Source organism: Catellatospora bangladeshensis (assembly GCF_016862575.1).
GTDB lineage: Bacteria > Actinomycetota > Actinomycetes > Mycobacteriales > Micromonosporaceae > Catellatospora > Catellatospora bangladeshensis.
On record NZ_BONF01000020.1, the window covers coordinates 156,091 to 182,444 of the forward strand.

The window sequence follows — 26,354 nt, forward strand, 5'->3', positions numbered from 1 at the left end:
TCGTGACTGATTTTCGCCCGTCCGGCACCCAGTGGACGCTGACGTACGGCGCCCAGACCGCCACCGTCGTCGAGGTCGGTGGCGGCCTGCGTGACTACGCGGTGGACGGGAACGAGATCCTGGACGGCTACGCCGAGGACGAGCTGTGCCCGGCCGGCGCCGGGCAGGTGCTGATGCCCTGGCCCAACCGCATCCGGGACGGGCACTACCGCTTCGGCGGGTCTGCCCACCAGCTGCCGCTGAGCGAGGTGGCGCTGCACAACGCGATCCACGGCCTGGTGCGCTGGCTGCCCTGGCAGGTGGTGGACCGCAGCGACGCGGCCATCACCGTGGAGTGCGGCCTGGAGCCGCAGGTGGGCTACCCGTGGCGGCTGAGCCTGCGGGTCGCGTACACCCTGGGCGAGGACGGCCTGACCGTCACCCACAGCGCGGTGAACCGCTCGGCCGACCCGGCGCCGTTCGGCGTGGGCACCCACCCCTACCTGCGGGTTCCGGGCGCGGCCATCGACGACCTGACGCTGACCGTGCCCGCCCGCACCCGGCTGCTGGTCGACGGCCGCATGCTGCCGATCGGCGCGGCCAAGGTGGCGGGCGGGGAGTTCGACTTCACCGAGCCGCGCCGCCTCGGCGCCCTGGAGCTGGACACCGCCTTCGGCGACCTGGTCCGGGACGAGGCCGGGGGCTCGGCGGTCAGCCTGGTCGCGCCGGACGGCCGCGCGGTGGAGGTCTGGGCCGACGAGAAGTTCCACTGGTGGCAGCTGTTCACCGCGCACACGCTGACCGGCGAGCGGCACCGCCGTGCGATCGCGGTCGAGCCGATGACCTGCCCGCCCGACGCGATGCGCTCCGGCCGCGACCTGATCGAGCTGGCCCCGGGCGAGACCTGGACCGGCACCTGGGGCATCCGGCACCGGCTGGGGGCCTGAGCGTGGAGTTCGCCGACGTCGTGCGGCGGCGCCGGATGGTGCGCAACTACGACCCCGACCGGCCGGTGCCGGCCGAGGTGGTCGAGCGCATCCTGCGGCACGCCACGCACGCGCCGTCGGCGGGCTTCGCCCAGGGCTGGGCGTTCCTCGTGCTGGAGACGCCCGCGGAGCGCGAGCTGTTCTGGACCGCGACGTCCCCGGAGGGCGCGGCCCCGTCGCGCTGGCTGGCCGGGATGCGCAGCGCGCCGCTGCTGGTGGTGCCGCTGTCGCACAAGGCGGCCTACCTGGACCGGTACGCCGAGGCGGACAAGGGCTGGACGGACCGCGACGAGGCGCGCTGGCCGGTGCCGTACTGGCACGTCGACACCGGCATGGCGGCGCTGCTGATGCTGCTCACCGCGGTCGACGAGGGGCTGGGCGCGTGCTTCTTCGGCATCCCGCCGCAGCGGCTGGGCGCGTTCCGGGAGGCGTTCGGCGTGCCGGAGGCGTACACCCCGATCGGGGCGGTGAGCGTGGGCTACCGTGCGCCGGACCACCGCTCCGCCTCGCTGCGGCGCGGCCGCAGGTCACTCGGCGAGGTGGTCCACCGCGGGCGCTGGGCGGGCACCCTGGGAACGGGCGGGGCGTCGGCGGGTGCGCCGGTGCTCGCCACCGACGGTTAGTCTGGGCGCACTCGGTTTCAGAGGGGAGGGCAGAGCGTGATCTTCAAGGCGGTGCGAGACGGGCGGCCGTACCCGGACCACGGGTACACCCTCAAGCAGTGGGCGGACATCCCGCCCCGGCAGGTGTCGCTCAACCAGCTCGTCACGATCAAGCTCGAGATGGCGCTGGACCGGGTCCTGGCGGACGACTCGACCTTCTACGGCGACCTGTTCCCGCACGTCGTGCAGTGGCAGGGCGAGCTGTACCTGGAGGACGGCCTGCACCGCGCCCTGCGCGCCGCGCTGCAGCAGCGCCACCAGATCCACGCCCGCGTCCTAGTGCTGAGTTAGCTTCCGGCTTCACCGGCGTGCTTAGTCGCCGTTAAGGTGGGCCGGTGACGACTCCGGTGCTTCCGCTCGATCTGCTCGACCTGGATTCGCTGCTCACCGACGAGGAGCGGGAGATCCGCGCCGTGGTGCGGCGCCTGGTCGACGACAAGGTACGCCCGCACGTGGCCGGCTGGTACGAGACCGGTCACGCCCCGGTGCGCGAACTCGCCCGGGACTTCGGCGCGCTCGGCCTGCTCGGCATGCACCTGGACGGCTACGGCTGCGCCGGGTCCTCCGCGGTGGCGTACGGGCTGGCCTGCATGGAGCTGGAGGCGGCCGACTCGGGCGTGCGCTCGCTGGTCAGCGTGCAGGGCTCGCTGGCCATGTACGCGATCTGGAAGTACGGCTCCGAGGAGCAGAAGCAGCGGTGGCTGCCCGGCATGGCCAAGGGCGAGCTGATCGGCTGCTTCGGGCTCACCGAACCCGACCACGGCTCCGACCCGGCCGCCATGGCCACGCGCGCGCGCCGTGACGGCGACGGCTGGGTGCTGCACGGCGGCAAGATGTGGATCACGAACGCGCCGGTGGCCGACGTCGCCGTGATCTGGGCGCGCACCGACGACGGCGTACGCGGCTTCGCGGTGCCGACGGACACCCCCGGCGTGAGCGCGCGGGAGATCACCGGAAAGCTGTCGCTGCGGGCCAGCTCGACCGGTGAGCTGACGCTCGACGAGGTGCGGCTGCCCGACTCCGCCCGGCTGCCCGCCGCGGAGGGCCTGCGCGCCCCGCTCAGCTGCCTCACCGAGGCCCGCTACGGCATCGTCTGGGGCGCGCTCGGGGCTGCCCGGGACTGCCTGCACACGGCGCTGGCGTACGCCGCCACCCGGACCCAGTTCGGCAAGCCGATCGCCGGATTCCAGCTGACCCAGGCCAAGGTCGCCGACATGGCGCTGGAGCTGCAGAAGGGCTTCCTGCTGGCGCTGCACCTGGGCCGCACCGCCGACCGCGGCGCGCTGCGCCCGGAGATGGTCAGCGCGGGCAAGCTGAACAACGTGCGCGAGGCGATCGCGATCGCCCGGCAGTGCCGCACCATCCTCGGCGCGAACGGCGTGTCCGGGGAGTATCCGGTGCTCCGCCACGCCAACAACCTGGAGAGCGTGCTGACCTACGAGGGCACCTCGGAGATCCACCAGCTCGTGCTGGGCCAGCGCCTCACCGGCCTCGCCGCCTTCAGCTGAGCCGCCCTGCGAACGGCGAAGCCCCCGCCGAGATGCCGGCGGGGGCTTCGCTGTCGCAGGACGGGGTCAGTGCGCGGAGACCGTGGCCGGCTCGCCGGAGCGCGGGGCCGGGATGCGGGCCTCGGCCTGCGCCTGCAGCGCCTTGATCTGGCGGCCGGCGCCCTTGGTCGAGCGGTACAGCATGTAGATGATCGCCAGCTCGAACAGCAGCACCAGGCCGGTGGAGGCGGCGGTCACCCAGATGAGGGCGTCCACGGTGCCCGCGAGCGCGGCGACGATCGGGCCGACGATGAACACGAACATCTGGTACTCGATACCGCTGACCAGGTGCGGGCGGATGCGGCCGTTGCGCAGCCAGGTGCGGAAGCGCATGAACGAGCTGATCGCCCTGTTCTGCTCGCCGCCGCCCAGCACCAGCATGGAGCGGTCGCCCGCGTTCGCGGCGGCCTCGTCCGGGTTGTCCGGGTCCACCACGGTCACGATGCCCGCGGCCTCCCGGGCCGCCTGCAGCTTCTCCCGGGTCTCCGTGTTCACCCGGTACACCTGCAGCGCGTTCAGGTAGCGGAACATGTCCATGAAGTTGACCGCGAAACCGGCCGCGAGGAACCACAGGTTGTCGGTGAGCGCGTACGCGGCGATGAACAGCGCCAGCGAGCAGGCCAGCACGCGCAGCCGGTCGAACACGTAGTCGAGCCACGAGCCGAACATCGAGCCGGTGCCGTTCAGGCGGGCGATCTTGCCGTCGATGCAGTCCAGGATGAAGCTGATGTGGAAGAGCAGGGCGCCGACGAGCAGGCCCGTCGCGGTCAGCGTGGAGAAGCCGTAGGCGGCGCCGCAGCCGAAGAGGAAGGCCGTGGTCGTGATCTTGTTCGGCGTGATCCACCGGTACGGCGCGATGAGCCGGACCAGGTGCACCGCGACCGGGTCGACCAGCAGAACCGTCCACCAGGCATCCCGTGCCTTGTAGGTGCGGGTCCTGATTTCGGCGACAGAGGGGCGCACGCGTGCTCCATGGGGGGTGTGGCGCAACAGAGGGCTGCTCGCAGGTTACCGCAGCAGCGACGGAACATGAACGGCGATCATCAGCGAGGGTGCTTGAACCGGACATGTTCCCAGTTGTCGGGGTGGGGTAAGACAATGGTCGGCAGGCACGACCGCACCAGGTAGCACGAGGGCAACAGTGAGCACAGTAACGGCCGGTCTTTGGGGAGGACGCCATGGGCGCCGCTGACGAACCAACTCGCAACCTGCCCGAGGTCGGCAAGCCGCAGTACGCGGCGGGCCGGGCCAGGCCCACCGAGCCGCTGCCCCGGCAGCGCCCCGAGGACGACGACGACCTCGACGAGGCGCCCGAGCGCCGCCCGCGCCGCGGCCGCGGGCTGCTGATCCTCGTGCTCGTGCTGGCCGTGCTCGGCGGGGCCGTGGCCAGCCTCAATTTCGCCGGGCTGCTGCCGCAGTGGCGCAACCCGTTCGCGGTCGAGAAGACCGACAACAGCGGGCCGCCCCTGCTCCTGTCGATCAAGGACCTGAGCCGCTACGTGGCCGCCGAGGGCAACTTCGAGGTGATCATCGACCTCAAGGAGGACCGGCGCTTCATCCCCGACTGGCTGATCAACCAGCGCACCCTGTTCGTCGCGTCCGGCAACGTCGAGGCGTACGTCGACTTCAGCTCGCTGGGCGACGGCGCGATCGTCGAATCGCCCGACCGCAAGTCGGTCACCATCACCCTGCCGTCGCCGCAGCTCGCCGAGCCCAAGCTCGACCTGGACCGCAGCTACGTCTACGCGGAGGAGCGCGGCCTGATCAACCGGGTCGGCGACTTCTTCAACGGCGACCCCAACCGGCAGCAGGAGACGCTGCAGGTGGCCGAGCAGAAGCTGGCCGAGGCGGGCGCCAAGAGCACGCTGGTGGACCGCGCCGAGGAGAACACCCGCAAGATGCTGGAGGGCATGCTCCGCTCGCTCGGCTACACCAGCGTGACGGTGGTGTTCACCGGCGACTGAGCGGGCCGGTGGCCGGCGAGATCGCGCCACGGCGCGGGCTAGGCTTGGGCGTCCGCGACGAGGGGGATGTCAGTGATCAGCGTATTCGACCTGTTCAAGATCGGTATCGGGCCGTCGAGCTCGCACACGGTCGGGCCGATGCGCGCAGCGCAGATCTTCGCGTCCGGGCTGAAAGCGGATGGAAAGCTGCACGAGGTCGCCTCGGTGCGCGCCGAGCTGTTCGGCTCGCTGGGCGCCACCGGCCACGGCCACGGCAGCGACAAGGCGGTGCTGCTCGGCCTGTCCGGCGAGGACCCGGAGACGGTCGACACGGCCACCGCCGACGCCCGCTTCACGGCGATCAAGGATGCCGGACGGGTGTGCCTGGTGGGCGTGCACGACGCGGCCTTCGAGCTGACCCTGCACCGCCGCCGCTCGCTGCCGTACCACCCGAACGGGATGACCTTCGCCGCCTTCGACGCGGCGGGCACGACGCTGCGCGAGCGCACCTACTACTCGGTGGGCGGCGGCTTCGTGGTGGACGAGAACGCGGCCGGCGCCGACCGGATCAAGGCCGACGACACCCCGGTGCGCTTCCCGTACCGCACCGGCGCCGAGCTGCTGGCGCTGACCCGGGACACCGGCCTGCGGATCAGTGACATCGTGCTGGCCAACGAGCTGTCCTGGCGCTCGGAGGCCGACGTGCGGGCGGGGCTGCTGCGCATCTGGCAGGTCATGCAGGACTGCGTCGAGGCCGGCTGCTCCAACGAGGGCACCCTGCCGGGCGGCCTGAAGGTGCGCCGCCGGGCCGCCGAGCTGCAGCGCACGCTGTCGAAGGAGCACTTCGCGACCGACCCGCTGCGGGTCATGGACTGGATCACCCTGTTCGCGCTGGCCGTGAACGAGGAGAACGCGGCCGGCGGCCGGGTGGTCACCGCGCCGACCAACGGCGCGGCCGGCATCGTGCCCGCGGTGCTGCACTACTACGCCCGCTTCGTGCCCGGCGCGAACGAGGACGGCGTGGTGCGCTTCCTGCTCACCGCCGCCGCCATCGGCGTGCTGTTCAAGGAGAACGCCTCCATCTCCGGCGCGGAGGTCGGCTGCCAGGGCGAGGTCGGCTCGGCGTGCTCGATGGCGGCTGCCGGCCTGGCCGAGGTGCTGGGCGGCAACCCGGCGCAGGTGGAGAACGCCGCGGAGATCGCGATGGAGCACAACCTGGGGCTGACCTGCGACCCGGTCGGCGGCCTGGTGCAGATCCCGTGCATCGAGCGCAACGCCGTCGCGAGTGTGAAAGCGATCACCGCGGCCCGGATGGCGCTGCGTGGTGACGGTAATCACTTCGTCTCCCTGGACAAGGTGATCAAGACCATGCGGGAGACCGGTGCGGACATGAAGATCAAGTACAAAGAGACCGCGCGGGGCGGTCTCGCCGTAAATGTGATCGAATGTTGAGCCGTTCGGCGGGGTGTCACAGCGCGCGGGGGCGCTGTTAGCCTTGTGCCCGCCACGTCCGGACCACGCAGCCGGGCGTAGGACCCTATGACCCCGTGTGCGCGGCGTCCGTCGACTACCGTGATCGGGAATTGGCTTGTGAGCAGCAGGGAGGCCGGGTTGACCTCGAGTATCGCGGCGGTGTGGAGTCATCGCAGCGTGCTTCGCCTGCTGGTGCAGCGCGACCTGACCGTCAAGTACCAGCAGTCCGTGCTGGGCTACCTGTGGTCGCTGATCGAGCCGCTGACCATGGCGGCGATCTACTACTTCATCTTCGGCGTGCTGTACGGCGGTGGCCGCGACGGCATGAGCGGCACCGACTACATCATGTTCATCCTCTCCGGCATCTTCGCCTGGATGTGGGCGAACAGCGCGATCAGCGAGTCGACCAGCGCCCTCGTGTCGCAGGCCCGCATGATCACCACGATCAAGGTGCCCCGGGAGATCTTCCCGCTCGGCCGGGTCATCGGCCGCTTCGCCGAGTACGTCGCCGGCCTGCCGATCCTGATCCTCGGCGCGGTGATCTTCAAGGCCGACTTCGGCTGGCACACGCTCTACGCGCTGCCGCTGGCCGTCATCGTGCAGGCGATCTTCCTGGTCGGCATCTCGCTGATGCTGTCCGCGCTGAACGTGATGCTGCGCGACGTGGAGCGGTTCATGCGGCTGGCACTGCGGATCCTGTTCTACGCCGCGCCGATCATCTACCCGCTGAGCCAGGTCACCAACTCGGACATGCCGCAGTGGGTCAAGATCGTCTATCAGGCGGACCCGCTGGTGGGCATCTTCCAGCTGCACCACGCCGCCTGGTTCGCCAACGAATGGCCGTCGCCGGCGCTGCTGGCCACCTCGATCGGCGGGAGCCTGCTGGTCTTCCTGTTCGGGTGGCTGATGTTCCGCAAGCTTGAGCCGTCGGTGCTGAAGGAGCTGTGACCGTGTCCGACCCCATCATCAGCGCCCGCGGCCTCGGGGTCCGCTTCAACAAGGGCCGCCGCCGCAACCTGCGGGTGCGCGAGATGCTCTTCTTCGGCAGCAAGCGCGACCCCAACAAGACCGAGGACAGCTTCTGGCCGCTGCGCGACCTGTCCTTCGACATCCGCCCGGGTGAGGCCGTCGGCATCATCGGCAAGAACGGCACCGGCAAGAGCACGCTGCTCAAGATGATCGCGGGCGTGCTCATCCCGGACGAGGGCACCGTCGAGGTGCACGGCAAGGTCGCCCCGCTGCTGGAGCTGTCGGCCGGCTTCTCCGGCGACCTGACCGGCCGCGAGAACGTCATGCTGGTCGGCGCCCTGCACGGGATGAGCCAGAAGACGCTCAAGGCGAAGTTCGACGAGATCGTCGACTTCGCGGGCGAGCAGGTGGCGCGCTCCATCGACTCGCCGGTGCGGCACTACTCCTCCGGCATGAAGGTGCGGCTCGGCTTCGCTGTGATCGCGCAGCTGTCCCACCCCATCCTGCTGGTGGACGAGGTGATGGCCGTCGGCGACGCCGAGTTCCGCAAAAAGTGCTACGGCACGATGGAGAAACTGCTGGCAGAAGGCCGCACGCTCGTCCTCGTGTCGCACAATGAAGGGGACCTCACCCGCTTCTGCACGCGCGGGCTGTACATCAACGGCGGTCGGCTGACCGTCGACGGCACGGTGCAGGAAGCGCTCGACGCCTACAAGGGACTGGTTCGTACGTGACACTGCTGAGCGTGGTCCTGCCCGCCTACCGCGTGCAGGGCTACCTCAGGCAGTGCCTCGATTCCATCCTCGACCAGGGCTTCGACGACGTCGAGGTGATCGCGGTCGACGACCGCTCACCCGATCACTGCGGCGAGATCCTCGACGAGTACGCCGCCCGCGACCCCCGCGTCACCGTGCTGCACCTGCCCGAGAACGTGGGCCTGGGCCACGCCCGCAACGCGGGGCTGGAGCGGGCCACGGGCGAGTACGTCTGGTTCGTGGACAGCGACGACGCGCTCAAGCCGGGCTCGCTGGCGGCGATCGCGGCGCGGCTGCGGGTGGACCAGCCCGACGTGCTGATCGTCGACTTCGAGCGGCTCTGGCCGGTCGGCAAGGGGCGGCGCAGCGGCATGCGGCGCCAGCTCGCCCGCCAGCCCGGACCCGACGGCGTGGACATCACCGCCCGGCCGGTGCTGATCAAGACCATCCACACCGTGTGGAACAAGATCGTCCGCCGCAACCTGCTGGTCAAGCTGGACCTGCGGTTCGGCACCGGCTGGTACGAGGACGTCTCCTGGACGTACCCGCTCATGGCCGCCGCCGAGCGGATCTGCGTGCTGGAACGCAACTGCTACTCGTACCGGCAGCGCCGGGTCGGCGCGATCACCCGCACCCAGGACGCCCGGCACTTCGAGCTGTTCGACCACTGGGAACGGGCCTGGCAGCTCATCGACGGGCTCGGGCCGCGCGCCGACGAGGTCCGTCCGCTGATCTTCGAGCGCATGATCTGGCACTGCATGACCGTGGTCGGCAACGACCACCGGCTGCCCCGGCGGCTGCGCCGGCGCTGCTTCCTGCGCATCGCCGACATGTTCGACCGCTACCTGCCGCCCGGCGGGTACGCCGAGCCGCCCGGCAAGGACGGCCTGCGCTACCGGCTCGTCGCGCGGCGGGCGTGGGCGCCGTACTGGCTGATGCGCTCGCTGACCCGCCTCGGGCGGCGCACGGCGGCGACGGCCCGGACGGTGCGCGCGGCGGTGCCCAAGGTCGCCGGGCGGCTGCGCAAGGGACCTTCCGGCCTGCTCGGGCGCGCCTACTACGAACTCCAGCGGCTGCTCCCGGTCGACGACAAGCTCGCCCTGTACGCGGCGTACTGGTATCGCGGGGTGTCCTGCAACCCGGCCGCCGTCTACCACGAGGCGCGGCGGCTGGCGCCGGACGTGCGCGGGGTGTGGCTGGTCCGGCGGGAGTCGGCGGACCGGATCACCGACGGCACGCCGGTGCTGCACGACGGCTCGCGGGCCGCGTTCCGGGCGCTCGCCCGCGCCCGCTACCTGGTCAACAACGTGAACTTCCCGAACTACGTACGCAAGCGCCGCGGCCAGGTCTACCTGCAGACCCACCACGGCACGCCGATCAAGACGATGGGCCTGGACCAGCAGTACCACCCGGCCGGCGCGGGCATGGACTTCGAGGCGATGCTGCGCCGCTGCGACGCGTGGGACTACAGCGTCAGCGCGAACGCGTTCAGCACCGAGATGTGGGAGCGGTCGTACCCGTGCCGCTTCGAGGCGCTGGAGACCGGCTACCCGCGCAACGACCGGCTGGCCCGCGCCGACGCGGCGGACGCGGCGGCGGCCCGCGCGGCGCTGGGCATCGCCCCGGACCGGGTGGTGGCGCTCTACGTGCCGACGTTCCGGCCGGAGCCCATGACGCTGCCCGCGTTCGACCCCCGGGCGGTGGCCGACGCGCTCGGCCCGCACGGGCTGGTGCTGGTGCGCGGGCACTACCTCACCGACGACCGCTTCCCCGGCGGCGACCAGGTGCGCGACGTGTACGACCACCCGGTGGTCGAGGACCTCTACCTCGCCGCCGACGTGCTGATCAGCGACTACTCCTCGGCGGTGTTCGACTTCGCGGTGCTGGACCGGCCGATCGTGCTCTACACCCCCGACTGGGACGAGTACCGCCGCAACCGGGGCGTGGTGTTCGACGTGGTCGCCCAGCCGCCGGGCCCGGTCGTCCGGGACCTCGGCGAACTGGTGACGCTGCTGCGGGAGGGCCGCCAGGGCGAGGACGCCGAGCTGCGCCGCGCGTTCCGGGAGCGGTTCTGCGCCTGGGAGGACGGGCACGCCGCCGAGCGGGTGGTGCGCCGGGTGTTCCTGGGCGAGCGGGCGAACACCCGGTGAACGTTTCCGAACGTGCCCTCTAGGGGCGTTTGTGCTGGGTAGGGTGTCCGCGTGCTCCGTTACGCGACACCTGAGGATCGTGACGAGGTGTTGCGCTGGCGCAACCACCCCCAGGTCCGCCGGGCCAGCCTGACCACCCACGTGATCGAGCCCGCCGAGCACGCCGCCTGGTGGGACGCGGTCGCCCTGGACCCGCTGCGCCACGTGCTGGTCTTCGAGTGGCGCGGCCGCCCGTCCGGCGTGGTCATGTTCGACGGCCGCCGCTCGGCCGAACGCGGCGTGATCTGGGGCTTCTACCTCGACGTCGACGGCCTCACCGGGCGCGGCGAGCTGCTCCCCGCGTGGCTTGAGCTGGAGCGGGAGGCGGTGGACTTCGCCTTCGACACCCTCGGCGTGGACCGGCTCGGCGGCGAGACGCTGGCCTGGAACACCCCCGTGCTGCAGCTGCACCGCCGGTTCGGGTTCACCGCGACGCGCCGGTACGAGTGCGTGATCGACGGCGAGCCGCAGGAGGTCGTCTGGACGGAGCTGGCCGCCGCCGACCGGCGCGGCCCTCGTGGAACGGAACGGAGTGCGGCGCATGCCCACCATCAAGATCGGTGATCACCTCGTCGGGCCGGAGCACCGCCCCTTCGTCATCGCGGAGATGTCGGGCAACCACAACGGTTCGCTCGACCGCGCCCTGCAGATCGTGGACGCGGTCGCCGCGAGCGGCGCGCAGGCGCTCAAGCTGCAGACGTACACGCCGGACACGATCACCATCGACGTGGACGCGCCCGCGTTCCGCATCTCCGACGAGCACGGCCTGTGGGGCGGAGAGAACCTCTACGCCCTCTTCCAGCGCGCGCACACGCCGTACGAGTGGCACCCGGCGATCTTCGAGCGGGCCCGGCGGCAGGGGCTGACGGTGTTCTCCTCGCCGTTCGACCACACCGCGATCGAGCTGCTGGAGTCGCTGCAGACGCCCGCCTACAAGATCGCCTCTTCGGAGCTGGTGGACCTGCCGCTGATCCGCCTGGCGGCGAGCACCGGAAAACCGATGATCATTTCAACGGGTATGGCCTCCGTCGGCGACATCCACGCCGCCGTCGAGACCGCGCGCGCGGCGGGCAACGACCAGATCGTCCTGCTCGCCTGCACCGCGTCCTACCCGTCGCCGCCGCAGGACAGCAACCTGCGCCGCATCCCGGTGCTGGCGGAGGCGTTCGGGACCCAGGTCGGCCTGTCCGACCACACCATGGGCATCGGCGTGCCGGTGGCCGCGGTGGCGCTGGGCGCGACCGTCATCGAGAAGCACGTGACCCTGGACCGGGCCGACGGCGGCGTCGACTCGGCGTTCTCTCTCGACCCCGGCGAGCTGGCCGCGCTGGTCGCCGAGAGCGAGCGGGCCTGGCAGGCGCTCGGCGGCACCCGGATCGGCCCGACCGACAGCGAGAAGGAGGGGCTGCGCTTCCGCCGCTCCCTCTACGTGGTCGCTGACGTGCAAGCCGGTGACCTGGTCAGCGCCGACAACGTGCGCTCCATCCGCCCCGCCGGCGGCCTGCCCCCCGCCGAGATCGACAACGTCCTGGGCCGCCACTTCACCCGCCCCGCCACCAAGGGCACCCCCCTCACCTGGGACCTGGTGTAGCCCCAGCGCCCGCCACGGCTTCGCCGCCGCGGCCCGCCCCTCGCGCGGCGGCGGGGGATCGTCGGACGGATTCTGGGCTTTTCGCGGCGGGGAGGCCGGGAAAGGCCCAGAATTCTTTGTATCGCGTCTCTCGGGGGCGCCATTCGCCGGTCTCGTTAACCGGTTCTATAAGCGCGCGGCGCGTGCTGTTAACGCGCTGTTCGGCATCGTGGAAACGATCCTCGATCGTCCGTGTTGAACACTGGGGAAACTTCGCATTGCAAGCGTATCCAGGCGCTGGATCTGCGATTATGTTGGCACGGCACCGGATTCTCACCGGCCGCCTGGCACCTTTCTCGTCGGGCGATTTCCATTGACGTGCAAGGAGCGACAAGTGAGTGTGCTGCGGGGTTCGTCCATTCTGATCACCGGTGGCACGGGTTCGTTCGGCAAGGCGTTCCTGCGGTACGCGCTGGAGCACCTGGACCCGAAGCGGCTCGTGGTCATCTCGCGGGACGAGCTGAAGCAGTACGAGGTCCGCCAGATGTTCGGCAACGACGAGCGGCTGCGCTGGTTCATCGGGGACGTGCGCGACCGCGAGCGGCTGACCCGGGCGATGCACAACGTCGACTACGTGGTGCACGCGGCGGCGCTCAAGCAGGTGGACACGGCCGAGTACAACCCGTTCGAGTTCGTGCGCACCAACGTCGGCGGCTCGCAGAACGTCATCGAGGCCGCGATCGACAACGGGGTGCAGAAGGTCGTCGCCCTGTCCACCGACAAGGCGTCCAGCCCGATCAACCTGTACGGCGCGACCAAGCTCGTCGCCGACAAGCTGTTCATCTCGGCCAACCACTACGCCGCCAACCACCCGACCCGCTTCTCGGTGGTGCGCTACGGCAACGTGATGGGCAGCCGCGGCTCGGTGGTGCCGCTGTTCAAGCAGCTCCAGGCCGAGGGCCAGAGCCTGCCGGTGACCGACAAGCGGATGACGCGCTTCTGGATCACGCTGGAGGCGGCGGTGAAGTTCGTCGTCGACTCGTTCGACCTGATGAACGGCGGTGAGCTGTACGTGCCGCGCATCCCCAGCATGCGCATCCTGGACCTGGTCGAGGCGGTCGCGCCCGGCGCGCCGATCCACGAGATCGGCATCCGCCCCGGCGAGAAGCTGCACGAGGAGATGATCGCCCTCGGCGACGCCCACCGGACCCTGCGCCTGGCCGACCGGTACGTGGTGCAGCCGACCATCGCCGAGTGGGGTTACGTGCCGCCGGCCGACGGGGCGACGGTGCCGGAGGACTTCAACTACCGCTCCGACAACAACGACATGTGGCTCGGCGTCGACGAGATGCGCGACCTGCTCGGCGCCGACGCCTGACGGCCGCCCTCGGGCGAGAGGAAGGAACCATGCTTCCCTACGGACGGCAGTCGATCACCGACGCGGACGTGGCCGCGGTCGCCGAGGTGCTGCGCGGTGACTGGCTCACCACCGGCCCGCAGGTCACCGGGTTCGAGGAGGATCTGGCCGGGTGGACCGGCGGGGTGCCCTGCGCGGTGGTCAGCAACGGCACGGCGGCGCTGCACACGGCGTACGCGGCGGCGGGCATCGGCCCCGGCCACGAGGTGGTCACCACACCGATGACCTTCGTGGCGACCGCCTCCACCGCGATCGCGCAGGGCGCCACCGTGGTCTTCGCCGACGTGGAGGAGGACACCGCCAACCTGGACGCGGCCGCGGCCGCCGCCGCGGTGACCTCGCGCACCCGGGTGATCACCGCGGTGGACTACGCCGGGCACCCCGCCGAGTACGACGACCTGCGCAAGGTCGCCGACGACGCGGACGCGCTGCTGATCGCCGACGCGGCGCATGCCATCGGCTCGGTGTACCGGGAGCGCCCGGTCGGCTCGCTGGCCGACCTGACCACGTTCTCGTTCTTCCCGACCAAGAACCTGACCACGGCCGAGGGCGGTGCGGTCGCCGCGGCCGACCCGGCCCGGCTCACCGCCGCGAAGCGGTTCCGCGGCATCGGCATGGTGCGCGAGCGCGACGAGCTGCGCGAGCCCGACGAGGGCGGCTGGCACCAGGAGGTGCACACGTTCGGGCTGAACTACCGGCTGCCCGACGTGCTGTGCGCGCTGGGCCGCAGCCAGCTGCGGCGGCTCGCCGCGTTCAAGGCGCGCCGGGCGGAGCTGACCGCCCGCTACAACGAGGCCCTGGCCGGGGTGCCCGGCCTGCGGGTGCCGGTGCAGCGGGCCTGGGTCGACCCGGCCTGGCACCTCTACCCGGTGCGGGTGCTGGACGGCCGCCGCCGCGAGGTCTACGACGAGCTGCGCGCCGCGGGCATCGGGGTGCAGGTCAACTACATCCCGGTGTACTGGCACCCGGTCTTCGCCGACCTCGGCTACCGCCGGGGCATGTGCCCCAATGCCGAGCGCTTCTACGCCGAGGAGCTGTCGCTCCCGCTGTTCCCGGACCTCACCGACGCCGACCAGGACCGCGTGATCGACGCGCTGGTCACGGCGCTGCGCTAGGCCGATCCGACCCCTCTCCTCAGGACGACTCGTGCATCACGCGAACCACTTCTACGGCCACGCGCAGGTGCTCGCCCGGTACTGCGACCTCGGCGAGCTGGACGCGCCGCCGCGCATGCTCGGCTACCTGCAGCACGGCTGGAACATCGGCGACGGGCTCGCGCCCGGCACGCCGTACGTCGAGGGCGCCCCGATCTTCGTGTGGTCCGAGCAGACGCGCCGCCGGGCGTGGTCGCTGGGCCGCCGCAACGTGACCGTGGTCGGCGCCCCCTGGATCTACCTGCTGGCCCTGGAGCCGGAGGCGCCGGACGCGCCGCCCCGCGAGGGCACCGTCTGGTACCCGTTCCACGGCTGGGAGGGGCAGGAGGTCAAGGGCGACCACCGCCGCCTCATCGCCACCATCAAGGACGTCGAGGAGGGGCCGGTCACCGTCTGCCTGTACTGGGCGGAGTTCCAGACCCGGCGCATCCGCCGCCTCTACGAGCGGGCCGGCTTCCGCGTCATCTGCCACGGCTACCGGGGGCACTGGTGGCGGCAGACCAACCCGGACTTCCTGCTCGGCCAGCTCACCGAGCTGCGTAAGCACAAACGCGTGGCGTCCAACCGGGTCAGCAGCGCGCTGTTCTACGGCCTGGCCGCAGGCTGCGAGTCGGCCGTGTACGGCGACCCGATGGTGCTGCACGCCGAGGACCCGACGTTCGGCGGCGTGGCCCGCATCCGGCGGCAGTGGCCGGAGCTGCACGGCACCCACGTCGACCACGCCGTGGCCCGCGCCATCGCCGACGACGAACTCGGCACGGCCTATCTCACCTCACCCGCGTCCCTGCGCCGCCTGTTCGGCTGGGAGCACCTCCACACCCCCGCAGGAGCAGGCCGATGAGCCCGTCGACCACCACCGTGCCGCAGAACCTCCGCCTGATCGGCGGCGAGATGCTGGTCTGGACCGATGACGAGCCGGCCGCCGACCGGCGCCCCGCGAGCGGCCCGGCGCTGCAGGAGGTGCTGCGCGACCTGGTCCGGCCCGGCGGCCGGGCGCTGGTGGCCGGACCGCACGAGCAGGCGCTGATCGGCCTGCTCGCCGACGCGCCGATGCAGGTCACCTGCCTGGTCCGGGCGTATCCGGACGCCGAGGCGCTGGCCCGGCGGCTGCCCGGGGTGACGGTCCTGTGCGGCAGTGTCGCCAAGCTCGACCCGTCCGACACGTACGACCTGGTCGTCGCGTGCGACGGGCTGGACCGGCTGCCCTCGGTCGAGGGGGCCGCGCTGAGCTGGGCGGAGACCGCGGACCTGGTCGCGGCCGCGGTGCGCCCCGGCGGCACCCTGCTGCTGGCCCAGGAGAACCTGCTCGGCGTGCACCGCCTGGTCCGCATGTCCCCCTGGTACGGCGAGCGCACCGACGCGGACTGGACGCCGCTCGGCGACTACGACGCCACCCGCCCCGCCTCACCCGGCGAGCTGGTGTCGAGCCTGGCCGGGCGTGGCCTGACCGTCGCCGAGCCGATGGCGGGCTTCCCGACCGCGCACGAGCCGTCGGTGCTCGCGCCGCTGGATCGGCTGGCCGATCCGCACCTGGCCGGGTTCGTCCGCATCGCGGTGTCCGCCGCGTACGGCGCCCAGCTCGCCGGCCGCCCGGTGCTCAGCGACCCGCGCGCGCTGGCGGGCAGCGCGCTGCGCGCCGGGTCCGCCGCCGAGTTCGCGCCGGTCTGGCTGGTGGCCGCGACCCGCGCCGGGGCGCTCATCCCGCGCCAGCGCGTGGTCGTCGCCGACGCGGCCACGGTGCCCCACCCGGTGCGCTACGAGGTGGTCCGCGCCGAGCACGGCTGGTCCCGCCACGTCCTCGGCGACACGGCGCTGCGCAGCCGCGACGGGGTGTACCGGGACCCGGCGGCGCTGGCCGGGCCGCTGCCGCGGGGCAGGCTGCTGGAGGAGCAGCTGATCGAGCTGTGCCTGCGCCGTGACCTGCCCGAGCTGGCCCGGGTGCTGACCCGCTACGCCGCCTGGCTGGCCGAGGGCGCGGGCGAGGACGGCACGGTCGGCGGTGTGTCGCTCTGGGCGAGTCCCGGCGACCTGCTGCTGGACGGCGACGGCTTCACCCCGTGGGACCCGACCTGGTCCACCACCGTGCGCGCCCCGCTGGACGTGGCGCTGGCCCGGTCGCTGCGGACGTTCGCGGTACGCCTGATCACCGGCGGCTACTCGCACCCGTGGCCGATGCTGGTCGACGCGGACTCCCTGGTGGTGATCCTCGCGGGCATGGCGGGGCACACCCTGGAGCGGCCCGTGCTGGCCGCCGCCGTCGACCTGGAGGCGCGCCTGCGCGCCGCCGCGCACGGCCTCGACGAGGCCGGCCGCGAGCGGCTGCGCGACCGGCTGGCCGCGGTCACCCCCGGCACCCCGCCGCTCGACCTGGACAGCCACCGGGAGCTGCACGCCGCCAACGACCGGCTGCGCGAGGAGCTGGCCCACGCCGTGTCGCGGGTGGCGTGGGCCGAGGAGCTGCTGGAATCACGGGAGAAGGCGCTCCGGCACGCCGAGGACAAGCTCGACATCCTCAGCGGCTCGTTCAGCTTCCGGCTGGGCAAGCTGCTGATCTACCCGCTGCGCAAGGCCAAGGGCCTGGCCAAGCGGCTGCTGCGGCGCTGAAGGGGGACCTCGCATGCGGATGCTCGGCGTGATCCAGGCCCGGATGGGCTCCACCCGGCTGCCCGGCAAGGTGCTGCGGCCGCTGGCGGGCAGCACCGTGCTGGGCCGGGTGGTCCGCGCCGCCCGGGAGAGCGGCGCGGTCGACGAGCTGGTGGTGGCGACCACGACCGAGGAGGCCGACGACGCGGTCGTGGCCGAGTGCGCGCGGCTGGGCGTGGCCTGGCACCGCGGCCCGGTCGACGACGTGCTGACCCGCTTCCTGGGCGCGCTCGACGCCCACCCGGCCGACGCGGTCATGCGGTTCACCGCGGACTGCCCGCTGCTGGACCCGGACATCGTCGCGCTGGGCGGGCGGGTGTTCCGCGCCGTGCCGGGGCTGGACTACCTGAGCACGTCGCTGGCCCGGATGCTGCCGCGCGGGCTGGACGTCGAGGTGATCCGGGCGGACACGCTGCGCACGCTGGACACACTCGCCACGGAGCACCACCGGGTGCATGTGACGTCGTACGCGTACACCCATCCGGACCGGTTCCGGGTGCTGGGCCTGACCCTGCCGCCGGACCGCACCGGCCTGCGGCTGACCCTGGACACGCCGGAGGACTGGCTGCTGGTCGAGGCGGTGGTGGCGGAGTTCGGCGACAGCAGCGTGCCGCTGGCCAAGCTCGCTGAGTGGCTGTCGGCGCACCCGGAGGTGGTGGCGTACAACGCACATGTGGAGCAGAAGGCGCTGGAGCGGGGATGACGCCGGTCCGCGTCGGGCTGCGCTGCGACGCCGGGGCCACCCGGGGCGTCGGCCACCTGGTGCGCTGCGTCGCGCTGGCCGAGGAGCTGGCGGGCCGGGGCGTGCGGCCGGTGTTCCTCGGCGACACCGGCGGCCTGCCCTGGGCAGAGGAGCAGCTGGCCAGGCGGGGGTTCGCGCGGGTGCCCGGACCGGACACACCGGACGGTGCCGTCGCGGCCGTCAAGGAGCACGGGCTGGCCGCGATGGTGCTCGACTCCTACACCCTCGATCCGGCCTGTGCCGGCGCCCTGCGGGAGCGGGGCGTGCCGGTGCTGGCCGTGGTCGACGGCGACCTGCGCGGCCAGGACGCCGACCTCTACCTTGACCAGAACCTCGACGCCGAGCTGGCCGCGCCCCCGCTGCCGCCGGACGCGGTCCGCCTGGCCGGCCTGCGCTACGTGCTGCTGCGCGACGACGTGCTGCGCCTGCGGCCCAGGGCGCCGGTCCGCCATCCGGGCGCGGCCCGGCCGAAGGTGCTCGCCTTCTTCGGCGGCACGGACGCGTTCAGCGCGGCGCCGCCGCTGTGCCGCTTGGTGCTGGGCACCGGCCTGCCGCTGGAGCTGACCGTGGTGGCGGGCACCCCCGCGCTGCACCGGCAGCTGCTGTCCCTGCCGGTGGGTGCTGATCAGGCGATGCACGTGCTGGCGCCGACGGACCGGCTGCCCACGCTGGTCGCGCAGGCCGATCTCGTGGTGAGCGCGTCGGGCACCTCGACCTGGGAGCTGCTGTGCCTCGGCGCGGCGGCCGCGCTGGTGTGGGTCGTCGACAACCAGGAACTCGGTTATGAACGGGTTGTTGCCCGGGGACTGTCCGCGGGGTTGGGCCATCTGTCCGACCTGACCGATCCGGACGGTTCGCATGCCGTTGCCGCCCGTGACACATTGCGACGGCTTCTGTCTTCCCCGAACGCCCGCGCCGCGGCCTCCGCGCGGGCTCTTGGCGCAGTAGACGGGCTTGGTCGGGCCCGTGTGGCGGATGAGCTGCTCGCTCTCGTCGCCTCCCGCCGCCATCACTCAGCGTGACGATTGTTACGTGATCGAGTAATCCTGTTGTTACGCAGGGAACATGGAACGTTTACCCGATATGACGTGGGGTTATTTTCCGTGAGAGTAGCCACTTTCGGGGCCGGATCGAGGGCTGTGGGAGGAGACGGTGACTACCGTCGCGCTCAAAGACGTCACCAAGGTGTTCCCTGATGGGACGGTGGCGGTGGACAACGTCAGCCTCGATGTGGCTGACGGTGAATTCATGGTTCTCCTGGGACCCTCCGGCTGTGGCAAGTCCACTGTGCTACGGATGATCGCTGGACTGGAGGATCCCACCACTGGTGCGATCATGCTCGACGGCCAGCTGGCCAACCAGCTGCCGCCGCGTGATCGCCGGATTGCGATGGTCTTCCAGGACTTCGCGCTCTACCCCCACATGACCGTGGGCGAGAACATCGGCTTCCCGCTGCGGCTGTCCGGCGTCGAGCCGGAGCCGCGGGCGGAGCGGGTCGCCGACGTGGCCAGCGCCCTGGGCATCGGCGACGTGCTGGGCCGCAAGCCCAGCCAGCTGTCCGGCGGCCAGCGCCAGCGGGTGGCCATGGGCCGCGCCATCGTGCGCCGCCCCGGGCTCTTCCTGATGGACGAGCCGCTGTCCAACCTGGACAGCGGTCTGCGCGCCGAGCTGCGCGCCGAGATCTCCGGCCTGGTCCGCGAGCTGGGCGTCAGCACCGTGTACGTCACGCACGACCAGGCCGAGGCGCTGACCATGGCCGACCGCGTGGCCATCATGCGCAAGGGCGTCCTGCAGGACGTGGGCACCCCGACGCAGGTGTACGGCAAGCCGGCCACCCTCTACGTCGCCGCGTTCCTCGGCAGCCCGCGCATGAACCTGCTGGAGGCGTCGGTCTACGTGCACCTCGACCGCTACGTCCAGCTCAACCTGGGCGAGCAGTCGCTGTACCTCAAGTGGGACGACATCCGCGCCCGCGCCGTGTCGCACTTCCACGGCGAGCGCATCGTCATCGGCGTACGCGCCGAGGCGATCACGCCCGTGGCGCCCGACACCCCGGGCGACGTGCTGCAGGGCCGCATCCGCTACCTGGAGCACCACGGCCACGAGTCGCTGGCCTTCGTCGACATCGGCGCGACCGCCGTCGTCGTCGACGAGATCGGCCGCTCCGCCGCCGAGGCCGAGGAGCATGGCTCCCGGCTGCGCCGCTTCGGCCACGTCATCAACCGGATGAAGGGCCGGAGCAACGGTGGCGCGACCACCGTCGCCGAGCGCCCTGCCCAGCGGGAGAGCGTTCTCTCCGACCCGGGCCGCCACCACCGGCGCGCCGCCGAGCTCGCGGTGCGGCTCGCGCCGTACCCGCAGATCAGCTCCGGGCACCCGCTGTCCATCGCGGTCCGCATGGACGCGCTGCACTTCTTCGACGAGCGGGGCGACCGGATCGACGTCGGGTGGCGTTGATCTGCTTTAGGCCTCCACGGCCATGATCGCCGTCTCGTGTCGAAAAGTGTGGTCCTACCGCACTTCTCGACACGAGGCGGCGATCTTTCTTGGGGCGGTGCAACCTGGTGCGGGTCCGGGAAGTGTGACAGGGCATGACGACCGCGACGGCCGTGTCCGCCGACGACTTCGAAGGCTTCTACCAGGCCTGCTTCGCACCGACCGTGCTGCTGGTGTACTCCTTCACCGCCGACATGGGCGCCGCCCAGGACGTGACCCAGGAGGCGTTCGCGCGAGCCTGGCAGCGCTGGCAGACCGTGTCGGAGTACAACGACCCGCTCGCCTGGGTCCGGCGCGTCGCGATCAACCTGGCCAACTCCCGCTGGCGCCGCATCCGCACCGCCCGCAAGTACCTCGACCGGCAACGCGAGGAGTTCGCCCCCGACGTCAACCCCGACCACGTCATGGTCGTCGCGGCGCTGCGCCGGCTGCCCAAGGGCCAGCGCGAGGCGCTCGTGCTGCACTACCTGGCGGACATGGCCGTCGAGGACGTGGCCGTGCAGCTGCAGGTGCCGTCCGGCACGGTGAAGTCGTGGCTGTCCCGGGGCCGGACCGCGCTCGCGGCCATCCTGGAGATCGAGGCGCCGAAGGTCGCCACCCCGGCCACGCAGCAGATCGTGGCGCGCGGCCAGGCCCGCCGCCGGACGCAGCTCGCCGTCACCACGGCCGCCTGCCTGCTCGCCGCCGCCCTCGTGCTGACCGTGGTCACCTCATGGCGCCCGTTCGCCGCCCCCGACCCGCTCGGGCCCACGCCCAGCCCGTCGCTTCCCGCCGGATGCGCTCCGGGCCAGGTCCCGGCCGACCTCAGGCTGCCCGACTCCGAGTCGGAGGTGACGGTCAACGTATTCAACGGGACCGACGTCGTCGACCTGGCCGCCAACGTCCGTGCGGACCTGACGAACCGCCGATTCGCTGTCAAGACCATCGGCGACATCCGCGGTGCGTACGCCGACGAGGTCGCGGTTCTCCGCTACGGCCCGAAGGCGGTCGGGGACGCCCGGCTGGTGGAGGCATACCTGCTGAACGGGGCTACCACCGAGTTCGATCTGCAGCGGCAGACCGACGACGTGGACATCGTGCTGGGCGGCCAGTTCAAGCAGCTGGCGACGCCGACCGAGATGCGGCAGGCGATGGCGATCCTCGGTGCACCACAACTTCCGCCCGGCACCTGCCGCATGCAGTAGCACCGACCGGTGTGGCTCCGCTCGACAGCGATCGGAGCCACGCTGGGCTTGCCGGTCCAGAGCCGTCGGCCCGGCGGCGCACGGCCGCCGGCCCGGACTAGAGAGCCGCCGCACGCTGCTCGTCAGCGGCCACGCGGAGATCGCGGAAGTCCTGGACGGCCGCGAGTGAGAGCCGGACCAGCCGCGCGAGATCGCCCCGTGCGAGCAGCAGGACGTCGTCGAGGACGTCCGGCGGGATCTCCAGCTGATGAGGGCCGTAGCAGTCGTGCCACGCCATGTCCGTCAGGTGGAGCAGGTCGAGCACGGTCTCCACGTCACGCGCCCGGAACTCCTGCGCGATCCGGGACTTCCGCTCGTCACGGCGTTGCATGCTGCCGATGGCCATGCAGCGCAGTATCCGTCTTCAACGCGGCGGCGGGGGACCGGGCGGGATCGCACGGCTACGCCGACACGGCGCGGAGCATCGTGAGAGTGGTCTGACGTGGTGCCCCCGGCAGGAATCGAACCTGCGACCTGCGGTTTAGGAAACCGTCGCTCTATCCCCTGAGCTACGAGGGCGCGGAGTCAGACTACCTGGCCTCCGCGCGGATTTTCGCACAGGCCTCAGCGGTTCGGGCGCAGCGTCCAGGTGATGGTCATCTCGCCCGTGGTCACGCCCGCGGCGTCGGCGACCGTGACCAGCACGTCGAACTCCGGCCGCTGCCCCGCGTCCAGCTCGGCGACGACGTCGGCGGCCGCCCGGTCGAGCGTCGCGGTCGCGCTGACCACGCCCATCGCGAGCTTCTGGTACGCGATCGTGGCGCGCACCGCGAGCGGCGTGGCCCGGTGCAGCTGGTCGCCGAACGCGGCGAGCACGATCGCGCCGGAGGCCGTCTCGGCCAGCGTGAACATGGCGCCGGCGTGCGGGCCGCCCACGTGGTTGTGCAGCGCGGGATCGTCGGGCAGCTCGACGACGGCGACCGCGCCGTCCGCGTCCGCGGTGACCTTGGTGAAGCGGATGCCGAGCGTACGGGCGAACGGAACGCGGGCGAGCATGCCCTCGGCGACGGCAGCGGTGTCGATCGTCATGGACGTGATGTTACTGACCGGTAACGTCCTCGGGCAAGGTCGGCCCGCCGCCCGGAGCCCGACGGTGTGGTTCGGCGACGGCTCGCCGTGCAAGATCGCGAGTTCGTGTCCAAACCTGGGGCGTGACCGCACTTTCCGACACAAGACGCCGATCATGCGCGCGGGCGGTGCCGGGTGGGGAGCTGTCCGGCGTCAGGGCGTGTGCTCGAAGCCCAGGTCGTGGCCGGTGGGGGCGATCGGCCCACCGTCCCCTGGCACCGCGGGCCGCAGCCGCCGCGTGGTGTCGTCGGAACCGGAACCGGAACCGGAACCGGGAGCGGCCTGCGACGCGCGATGGGCGCCGGATACGCGGACGGCGGCCGCGCGGCGGCTCGCGCGTACGTCGGCCAGTGCGATGACCAGGGAGACCAGCACGAACGCGATGGTCACCCACAGCCCGTGCCGGAACGCCGTGGCGAAGTCGCCGTGGCTGGCCGCGATCGAGTCGAAGAAGACGGCTCCCACCACCGCGATGCCCACCGCGGCCCCGATGCGCTGCCCGGTCTGCAGCACCCCGCCCGCGCTGCCCGCCCCCGCGACGGGCACCTCGGCCAGGGTCAGCGTCTGGTTCGGCGCGATCACAAGCCCGCTGCCGACGCCCGCGATGAGCAGCGGCAGCGCCGTGGCGAACCCGTCGTTGCGCCCCGGCACCAGCTCCACGGCCAATTCCACCCCGACCAGCCCGATCAGCACCAGGACCAGCCCGATCGCGATGAGCCCGCGCCCGACGCGGGTCACGATCGGTCCGCCGAGGCTCGCCGACACCGCCGAGCCCAGCGCGAACGGCAGCGTCGCGATGCCCGCCTGCAGCGCGGTGTAGTGCAGACCCTGCTGGAGGTACAGCGTGAAGATGAAGAAGATCGCGGTGAACCCGGCGAAGTAGGCCAGGCTCAGCAGCGCGCCCAGGCTGTACGACCGCCGCCGGAACAGGCCCAGGTCGACCATCGGGTGCCGCCCGGTGCGCGCGTACTTCCGCTCCCACGCGATGAACCCGGCCAGCACGGCGACCCCGGCCACCAGCAGCAGCCACTTGCTGCGCCCGACCCACGTCTGCTCCTGGATCAGCGGCAGCAGCACCAGCACCACGCCGAGCGCGAGCAGCACCACCCCCACCGGGTCGAAGCTCTCCCGGCGGCGCTGCTCGTCGCAGCTCTTCGGGATGAAGCGGTACGCCAGGAAGATCGCCAGCGCGCCCACCGGGATGTTGACGTAGAAGACCCAGCGCCAGCCCTCGGTGACCCCGGCGGCCTGGATCAGCAGCCCGCCGATGAGCGGCCCGACGGCCGTGGAGATGCCGACCGTCGCGCCGAGCATGCCGAACGCGCGACCGCGCTCGGCGCCCCGGAACAGCTGCTGGATCAGGCCGCTGATCTGCGGGTTGATGATGCCGCCCGCCGCACCCTGGATCACCCTGGCGACGACCAGCCACAGCGCGCCCCGGGCCAGTCCGGCCGCGGCGCTGGCGAGGGTGAACAGGGCGACCCCGGCCACGAACGCGTTGCGCCGGCCGTGCATGTCGCCGAACCGCCCGGCCGGCACGAGCAGCAGTCCGAACGCGAGCGCGTACCCCGAGACGACCCACTGCAGGGCGCTGTCGGAGGCGTGCAGGCCCTCCCGGATGGACGGCAGCGCGACGTTGACGATGCTGACGTCGAGCAGGGCCATGAACCCGCCCACGAGGCACACGGACAGCGCCCGCCAGCGACGCGGATCGGGTGTGTAGCCGTCCCCGCCGCCGCTCGTTCGCACAGGTCAGAGCGTATCCACCGGGTGGGCGGTCGCGTCGGGTTTCGACCACCCCGGCCCGTTACGGCAGCGTCTGGTCGGTGATCCAGGCGAGGTAGGCCGGGTTGCCCGCGAGGATCGGGACGCAGAGGACCTCAGGCGTGTCGTACGGGTGCGCGTCGAGCAGGTGCCGCTCCAGGGCGGCGTACCCGGCGGCGGTGGTCTTCAGCACGATCACCCACTCCTCGGCCTCCTCGACCGCGCCCTGCCAGCGGTAGGTGCTCGTGATCGGCCCGCCGACCTGCGCGCACGCGGCGAGCCTCGCCGTGACCGCGGAACGCGCCAGCTCCTGCGCCGCCGCCCGGCCGTCCACGGTCGTGACCACCTGTACGAACTCGCCCATGCCCGTCACGCTAGTGCGCATCGCGGGGCGGGCTCCACCCGTGGCGGCGGTGGCGTGCGTGTACCCGTCGAGGAGGCGTCGACGCCGCAGTTTCCCCGAAAGTGCAGCCTCTTCGACCGTCGAGGCTGCAGTCTCCCCGAAGCTGCGGCTGCCGCAGGAGCGGCGCGGGTCAGCTGGCCGCGCGGGAGATCTCGACGACGACCTGGCTGTCGGTGACCGAGGTGACCTTGGCGCTGAAGTCGCCTACGTTGACGCCGTCGCCGCGCTGGATGGTGACCTGCTGGCCGCCCACCTTCAGGGTGGCCGACGTGTCGTCGGCGCTGACCAGCTGCACCTCGATGCCGAGGATCGAGATCTTCGCGTTGGTCACGTTTCGCTCGAACGTGATGGTGCAGGTGCTGGTGCTGCAGCTGGCCGTCGCGCCCTCGCCGCTGCACCCCGCCAGCGCGCCGCCGGTGAGCGCCGCCACGAGCGCAGCGGTCGCGGTGAGCCGGGCCATCCTCCGTGCGAACATGTACGCGATCATAGACCGCCGGTGATAGGGATGTGACGATGATCGACCAGGTCGTGAGCGTGTTGCGGGAGACCGCGGAGACGGTGGTCCTGCCGAGGTTCCGCAACCTGGCCGACGGGGAGATCGTCGAGAAGAGCCCGGGTGACCTGGTCACCGTCGCCGACCGCGAGGCCGAGGTGGTGCTGTCGGCGCGGCTCGCGGCGCTGCTGCCGGGCTCGCTGGTGGTGGGCGAGGAGGCGGTCGCGGCGGACCCGTCGGTGCTGGCCCGGATGAGCGACGACGGCCCGGTATGGGTGATCGACCCGATCGACGGCACCGGCAACTTCGCCGCGGGGCGGGAGCCGTTCGGGATGATGGTGGCGCTGATGCGGGGCGGCGTGCCGGTGCTCGCGGTGATCTACGAGCCGGTGCCGGACATGGTGACGGTCGCCGAGTCCGGGTCGGGCTCCTATATAGACGGCGCGCGCATGGTGCTGGACCACACCCCGCTCGGCCCGGACGAGCTGCGCGGCGCGGTGATGACGAAGTACCTGCCGCCGCAGGTGCGGGAGCAGGTGGAGGCGCGCCTGCCGAAGCTGTCGGAGGCGATCCCGGGGCTGCGCTGCGCCGCGCGGGAGTATCCGGAGCTGCTGCGCCAGACCCGGCACTTCGCCATGTTCTGGCGGGCCAAGCCGTGGGACCACGCGCCGGGCACGCTGGTGATCCGCGAGGCGGGCGGGGTGGTCAAGCACTTCGACGGGGCTGATTACGACCCGGTGCATCCGCGCGAGGGGCTCGTCGTCTGTCGTGACGATGCGGTGTTTGGGCTGGTACGGAGCGTGTTGCTGGCGTGAACAACTTTTCAGTCCCGGCGACGCTGCGGTAATCTGCGACGCGGCCGCGCGTCTGCGGGTGCC

25 protein-coding genes, 1 tRNA gene and 1 pseudogene are annotated in these 26,354 nt (G+C 71.8%); 20 read left to right on the forward strand and 7 right to left on the reverse strand.

What is annotated here, in order from left to right; genetic code table 11:
- The first annotated feature begins 2 nt into the window (after positions 1 to 2).
- From Cba03nite_RS19135 to Cba03nite_RS19150, 4 genes are read left to right on the forward strand one after another with little or no spacing between them, the layout of a single operon-like run.
- Complete coding sequence (locus Cba03nite_RS19135; protein ID WP_239125866.1) at positions 3 to 926, forward strand: aldose 1-epimerase family protein; 924 nt, start codon at positions 3 to 5, stop codon at positions 924 to 926.
- Positions 927 to 928: 2 nt separating this feature from the next.
- Entirely contained in the window at positions 929 to 1,588 is a 660-nt protein-coding gene (locus Cba03nite_RS19140) for a nitroreductase family protein (protein WP_203747795.1), read from the forward strand.
- A gap of 36 nt (positions 1,589 to 1,624) precedes the next feature.
- Positions 1,625 to 1,918, forward strand: a complete 294-nt coding sequence (locus Cba03nite_RS19145) for a type II toxin-antitoxin system VapB family antitoxin (protein WP_203747797.1) — start codon at positions 1,625 to 1,627, stop codon at positions 1,916 to 1,918.
- Between the two features lie 56 nt (positions 1,919 to 1,974).
- Positions 1,975 to 3,135: an acyl-CoA dehydrogenase family protein gene (locus Cba03nite_RS19150; RefSeq protein WP_203748024.1), complete on the forward strand. Its 1,161-nt coding sequence runs from the start codon at positions 1,975 to 1,977 to the stop codon at positions 3,133 to 3,135.
- A gap of 66 nt (positions 3,136 to 3,201) precedes the next feature.
- On the opposite strand, the gene Cba03nite_RS19155 is transcribed toward Cba03nite_RS19150, so the two are convergent.
- Positions 3,202 to 4,137 carry a CDP-alcohol phosphatidyltransferase family protein gene (locus tag Cba03nite_RS19155; RefSeq protein ID WP_203747800.1) on the reverse strand — a complete coding sequence of 312 codons (936 nt, stop codon included), beginning with the start codon at positions 4,135 to 4,137 and terminating at the stop codon, positions 3,202 to 3,204.
- 215 nt (positions 4,138 to 4,352) lie between these two features.
- Between Cba03nite_RS19155 and Cba03nite_RS19160 the strand changes: the two genes are divergently transcribed.
- From Cba03nite_RS19160 to Cba03nite_RS19230, 15 genes and pseudogenes are all read left to right on the forward strand, one after another.
- Positions 4,353 to 5,138 carry a DUF4230 domain-containing protein gene (locus Cba03nite_RS19160; protein ID WP_203747803.1) on the forward strand — a complete coding sequence of 262 codons (786 nt, stop codon included), beginning with the start codon at positions 4,353 to 4,355 and terminating at the stop codon, positions 5,136 to 5,138.
- Positions 5,139 to 5,210: 72 nt separating this feature from the next.
- Positions 5,211 to 6,569 carry an L-serine ammonia-lyase gene (locus Cba03nite_RS19165; protein ID WP_203747806.1) on the forward strand — a complete coding sequence of 453 codons (1,359 nt, stop codon included), beginning with the start codon at positions 5,211 to 5,213 and terminating at the stop codon, positions 6,567 to 6,569.
- 159 nt (positions 6,570 to 6,728) lie between these two features.
- Positions 6,729 to 7,538 (forward strand): ABC transporter permease, encoded by an 810-nt coding sequence (locus Cba03nite_RS19170; protein ID WP_203747809.1) that lies wholly within the window; start codon positions 6,729 to 6,731, stop codon positions 7,536 to 7,538.
- 149 nt (positions 7,539 to 7,687) lie between these two features.
- Positions 7,688 to 8,293: pseudogene (locus Cba03nite_RS19175) on the forward strand (ABC transporter ATP-binding protein); the annotation flags it as partial.
- Positions 8,290 to 10,464: a bifunctional glycosyltransferase/CDP-glycerol:glycerophosphate glycerophosphotransferase gene (locus tag Cba03nite_RS19180; RefSeq protein ID WP_203747814.1), complete on the forward strand. Its 2,175-nt coding sequence runs from the start codon at positions 8,290 to 8,292 to the stop codon at positions 10,462 to 10,464. The pseudogene Cba03nite_RS19175 and the gene Cba03nite_RS19180, both read left to right, overlap by 4 nt.
- Positions 10,465 to 10,515: 51 nt before the next feature.
- A complete protein-coding gene (locus tag Cba03nite_RS19185) occupies positions 10,516 to 11,067 on the forward strand; it encodes a GNAT family N-acetyltransferase (protein ID WP_203747816.1) in 552 nt (183 codons plus the stop codon).
- Positions 11,045 to 12,094, forward strand: coding sequence for a pseudaminic acid synthase (gene pseI / locus Cba03nite_RS19190; RefSeq protein ID WP_203747818.1), 1,050 nt, complete (start codon positions 11,045 to 11,047; stop codon positions 12,092 to 12,094). The genes Cba03nite_RS19185 and pseI overlap by 23 nt, the downstream gene beginning before the upstream one ends.
- Before the next feature lie 379 nt (positions 12,095 to 12,473).
- Positions 12,474 to 13,451, forward strand: a complete 978-nt coding sequence (pseB, locus tag Cba03nite_RS19195; protein WP_203748039.1) for a UDP-N-acetylglucosamine 4,6-dehydratase (inverting) — start codon at positions 12,474 to 12,476, stop codon at positions 13,449 to 13,451.
- 29 nt (positions 13,452 to 13,480) lie between these two features.
- On the forward strand, positions 13,481 to 14,605 hold the full coding sequence (locus tag Cba03nite_RS19200; RefSeq protein ID WP_203747820.1) for a DegT/DnrJ/EryC1/StrS family aminotransferase: 1,125 nt from the start codon (positions 13,481 to 13,483) through the stop codon (positions 14,603 to 14,605).
- Positions 14,606 to 14,636: 31 nt separating this feature from the next.
- Positions 14,637 to 15,485, forward strand: coding sequence for a hypothetical protein (locus Cba03nite_RS19205; RefSeq protein ID WP_203747822.1), 849 nt, complete (start codon positions 14,637 to 14,639; stop codon positions 15,483 to 15,485).
- A complete protein-coding gene (locus tag Cba03nite_RS19210; RefSeq protein WP_203747823.1) occupies positions 15,482 to 17,248 on the forward strand; it encodes a class I SAM-dependent methyltransferase in 1,767 nt (588 codons plus the stop codon). The genes Cba03nite_RS19205 and Cba03nite_RS19210 overlap by 4 nt, the downstream gene beginning before the upstream one ends.
- Positions 17,249 to 17,261: 13 nt before the next feature.
- Positions 17,262 to 17,990 carry a cytidylyltransferase domain-containing protein gene (locus Cba03nite_RS19215; RefSeq protein ID WP_203747825.1) on the forward strand — a complete coding sequence of 243 codons (729 nt, stop codon included), beginning with the start codon at positions 17,262 to 17,264 and terminating at the stop codon, positions 17,988 to 17,990.
- Positions 17,987 to 19,051: a PseG/SpsG family protein gene (locus Cba03nite_RS19220; protein ID WP_203747828.1), complete on the forward strand. Its 1,065-nt coding sequence runs from the start codon at positions 17,987 to 17,989 to the stop codon at positions 19,049 to 19,051. The genes Cba03nite_RS19215 and Cba03nite_RS19220 overlap by 4 nt, the downstream gene beginning before the upstream one ends.
- Positions 19,052 to 19,181: 130 nt before the next feature.
- Complete coding sequence (locus Cba03nite_RS19225) at positions 19,182 to 20,486, forward strand: ABC transporter ATP-binding protein (RefSeq protein WP_203747831.1); 1,305 nt, start codon at positions 19,182 to 19,184, stop codon at positions 20,484 to 20,486.
- Positions 20,487 to 20,620: 134 nt separating this feature from the next.
- The gene (locus tag Cba03nite_RS19230) at positions 20,621 to 21,709 is read left to right on the forward strand and encodes a sigma-70 family RNA polymerase sigma factor (protein ID WP_203747834.1); all 1,089 of its coding nucleotides are present in this window, start codon (positions 20,621 to 20,623) and stop codon (positions 21,707 to 21,709) included.
- 97 nt (positions 21,710 to 21,806) lie between these two features.
- Here the strand turns inward: Cba03nite_RS19230 and Cba03nite_RS19235 are convergent, their stop codons facing one another.
- The 6 genes from Cba03nite_RS19235 to Cba03nite_RS19260 form a co-directional block, all read right to left on the reverse strand.
- Positions 21,807 to 22,094: a hypothetical protein gene (locus Cba03nite_RS19235; RefSeq protein ID WP_203747837.1), complete on the reverse strand. Its 288-nt coding sequence runs from the start codon at positions 22,092 to 22,094 to the stop codon at positions 21,807 to 21,809.
- Between the two features lie 97 nt (positions 22,095 to 22,191).
- Positions 22,192 to 22,267: transfer RNA gene (locus Cba03nite_RS19240), tRNA-Arg, on the reverse strand.
- Positions 22,268 to 22,312: 45 nt separating this feature from the next.
- Complete coding sequence (locus tag Cba03nite_RS19245; protein WP_203747840.1) at positions 22,313 to 22,777, reverse strand: DUF4442 domain-containing protein; 465 nt, start codon at positions 22,775 to 22,777, stop codon at positions 22,313 to 22,315.
- A gap of 192 nt (positions 22,778 to 22,969) precedes the next feature.
- Positions 22,970 to 24,481, reverse strand: coding sequence for an MFS transporter (locus tag Cba03nite_RS19250; protein ID WP_203748042.1), 1,512 nt, complete (start codon positions 24,479 to 24,481; stop codon positions 22,970 to 22,972).
- A 142-nt stretch (positions 24,482 to 24,623) separates the two neighbouring features.
- Positions 24,624 to 24,944, reverse strand: a complete 321-nt coding sequence (gene cutA / locus Cba03nite_RS19255; protein ID WP_203747843.1) for a divalent-cation tolerance protein CutA — start codon at positions 24,942 to 24,944, stop codon at positions 24,624 to 24,626.
- Positions 24,945 to 25,113: 169 nt separating this feature from the next.
- Positions 25,114 to 25,458, reverse strand: a complete 345-nt coding sequence (locus tag Cba03nite_RS19260; protein ID WP_203747846.1) for a hypothetical protein — start codon at positions 25,456 to 25,458, stop codon at positions 25,114 to 25,116.
- Between the two features lie 38 nt (positions 25,459 to 25,496).
- On the opposite strand from Cba03nite_RS19260, the gene Cba03nite_RS19265 reads away from it, so the two are divergent.
- Positions 25,497 to 26,291 carry an inositol monophosphatase family protein gene (locus Cba03nite_RS19265; RefSeq protein ID WP_203747849.1) on the forward strand — a complete coding sequence of 265 codons (795 nt, stop codon included), beginning with the start codon at positions 25,497 to 25,499 and terminating at the stop codon, positions 26,289 to 26,291.
- Positions 26,292 to 26,354 lie beyond the last annotated feature (63 nt).

Excerpts from the sequence above, each read along its gene's own strand:
- Cba03nite_RS19160 (WP_203747803.1), top strand. The coding sequence starts at position 4,353 with ATGGGCGCCGCTGACGAACCAACTCGCAACCTGCCCGAGGTCGGCAAG.
- cutA (WP_203747843.1), bottom strand. The coding sequence starts at position 24,944 with ATGGGCGAGTTCGTACAGGTGGTCACGACCGTGGACGGCCGGGCGGCG.
- Cba03nite_RS19260 (WP_203747846.1), bottom strand. The coding sequence starts at position 25,458 with ATGTTCGCACGGAGGATGGCCCGGCTCACCGCGACCGCTGCGCTCGTG.
- Cba03nite_RS19250 (WP_203748042.1), bottom strand. The coding sequence starts at position 24,481 with ATGGCCCTGCTCGACGTCAGCATCGTCAACGTCGCGCTGCCGTCCATC.
- pseI (WP_203747818.1), top strand. The coding sequence starts at position 11,045 with ATGCCCACCATCAAGATCGGTGATCACCTCGTCGGGCCGGAGCACCGC.
- Cba03nite_RS19215 (WP_203747825.1), top strand. The coding sequence starts at position 17,262 with ATGCGGATGCTCGGCGTGATCCAGGCCCGGATGGGCTCCACCCGGCTG.
- Cba03nite_RS19210 (WP_203747823.1), top strand. The coding sequence starts at position 15,482 with ATGAGCCCGTCGACCACCACCGTGCCGCAGAACCTCCGCCTGATCGGC.
- Cba03nite_RS19230 (WP_203747834.1), top strand. The coding sequence starts at position 20,621 with ATGACGACCGCGACGGCCGTGTCCGCCGACGACTTCGAAGGCTTCTAC.
- Cba03nite_RS19245 (WP_203747840.1), bottom strand. The coding sequence starts at position 22,777 with ATGACGATCGACACCGCTGCCGTCGCCGAGGGCATGCTCGCCCGCGTT.
- Cba03nite_RS19265 (WP_203747849.1), top strand. The coding sequence starts at position 25,497 with ATGATCGACCAGGTCGTGAGCGTGTTGCGGGAGACCGCGGAGACGGTG.
- Cba03nite_RS19235 (WP_203747837.1), bottom strand. The coding sequence starts at position 22,094 with ATGGCCATCGGCAGCATGCAACGCCGTGACGAGCGGAAGTCCCGGATC.
- Cba03nite_RS19220 (WP_203747828.1), top strand. The coding sequence starts at position 17,987 with ATGACGCCGGTCCGCGTCGGGCTGCGCTGCGACGCCGGGGCCACCCGG.
- Cba03nite_RS19200 (WP_203747820.1), top strand. The coding sequence starts at position 13,481 with ATGCTTCCCTACGGACGGCAGTCGATCACCGACGCGGACGTGGCCGCG.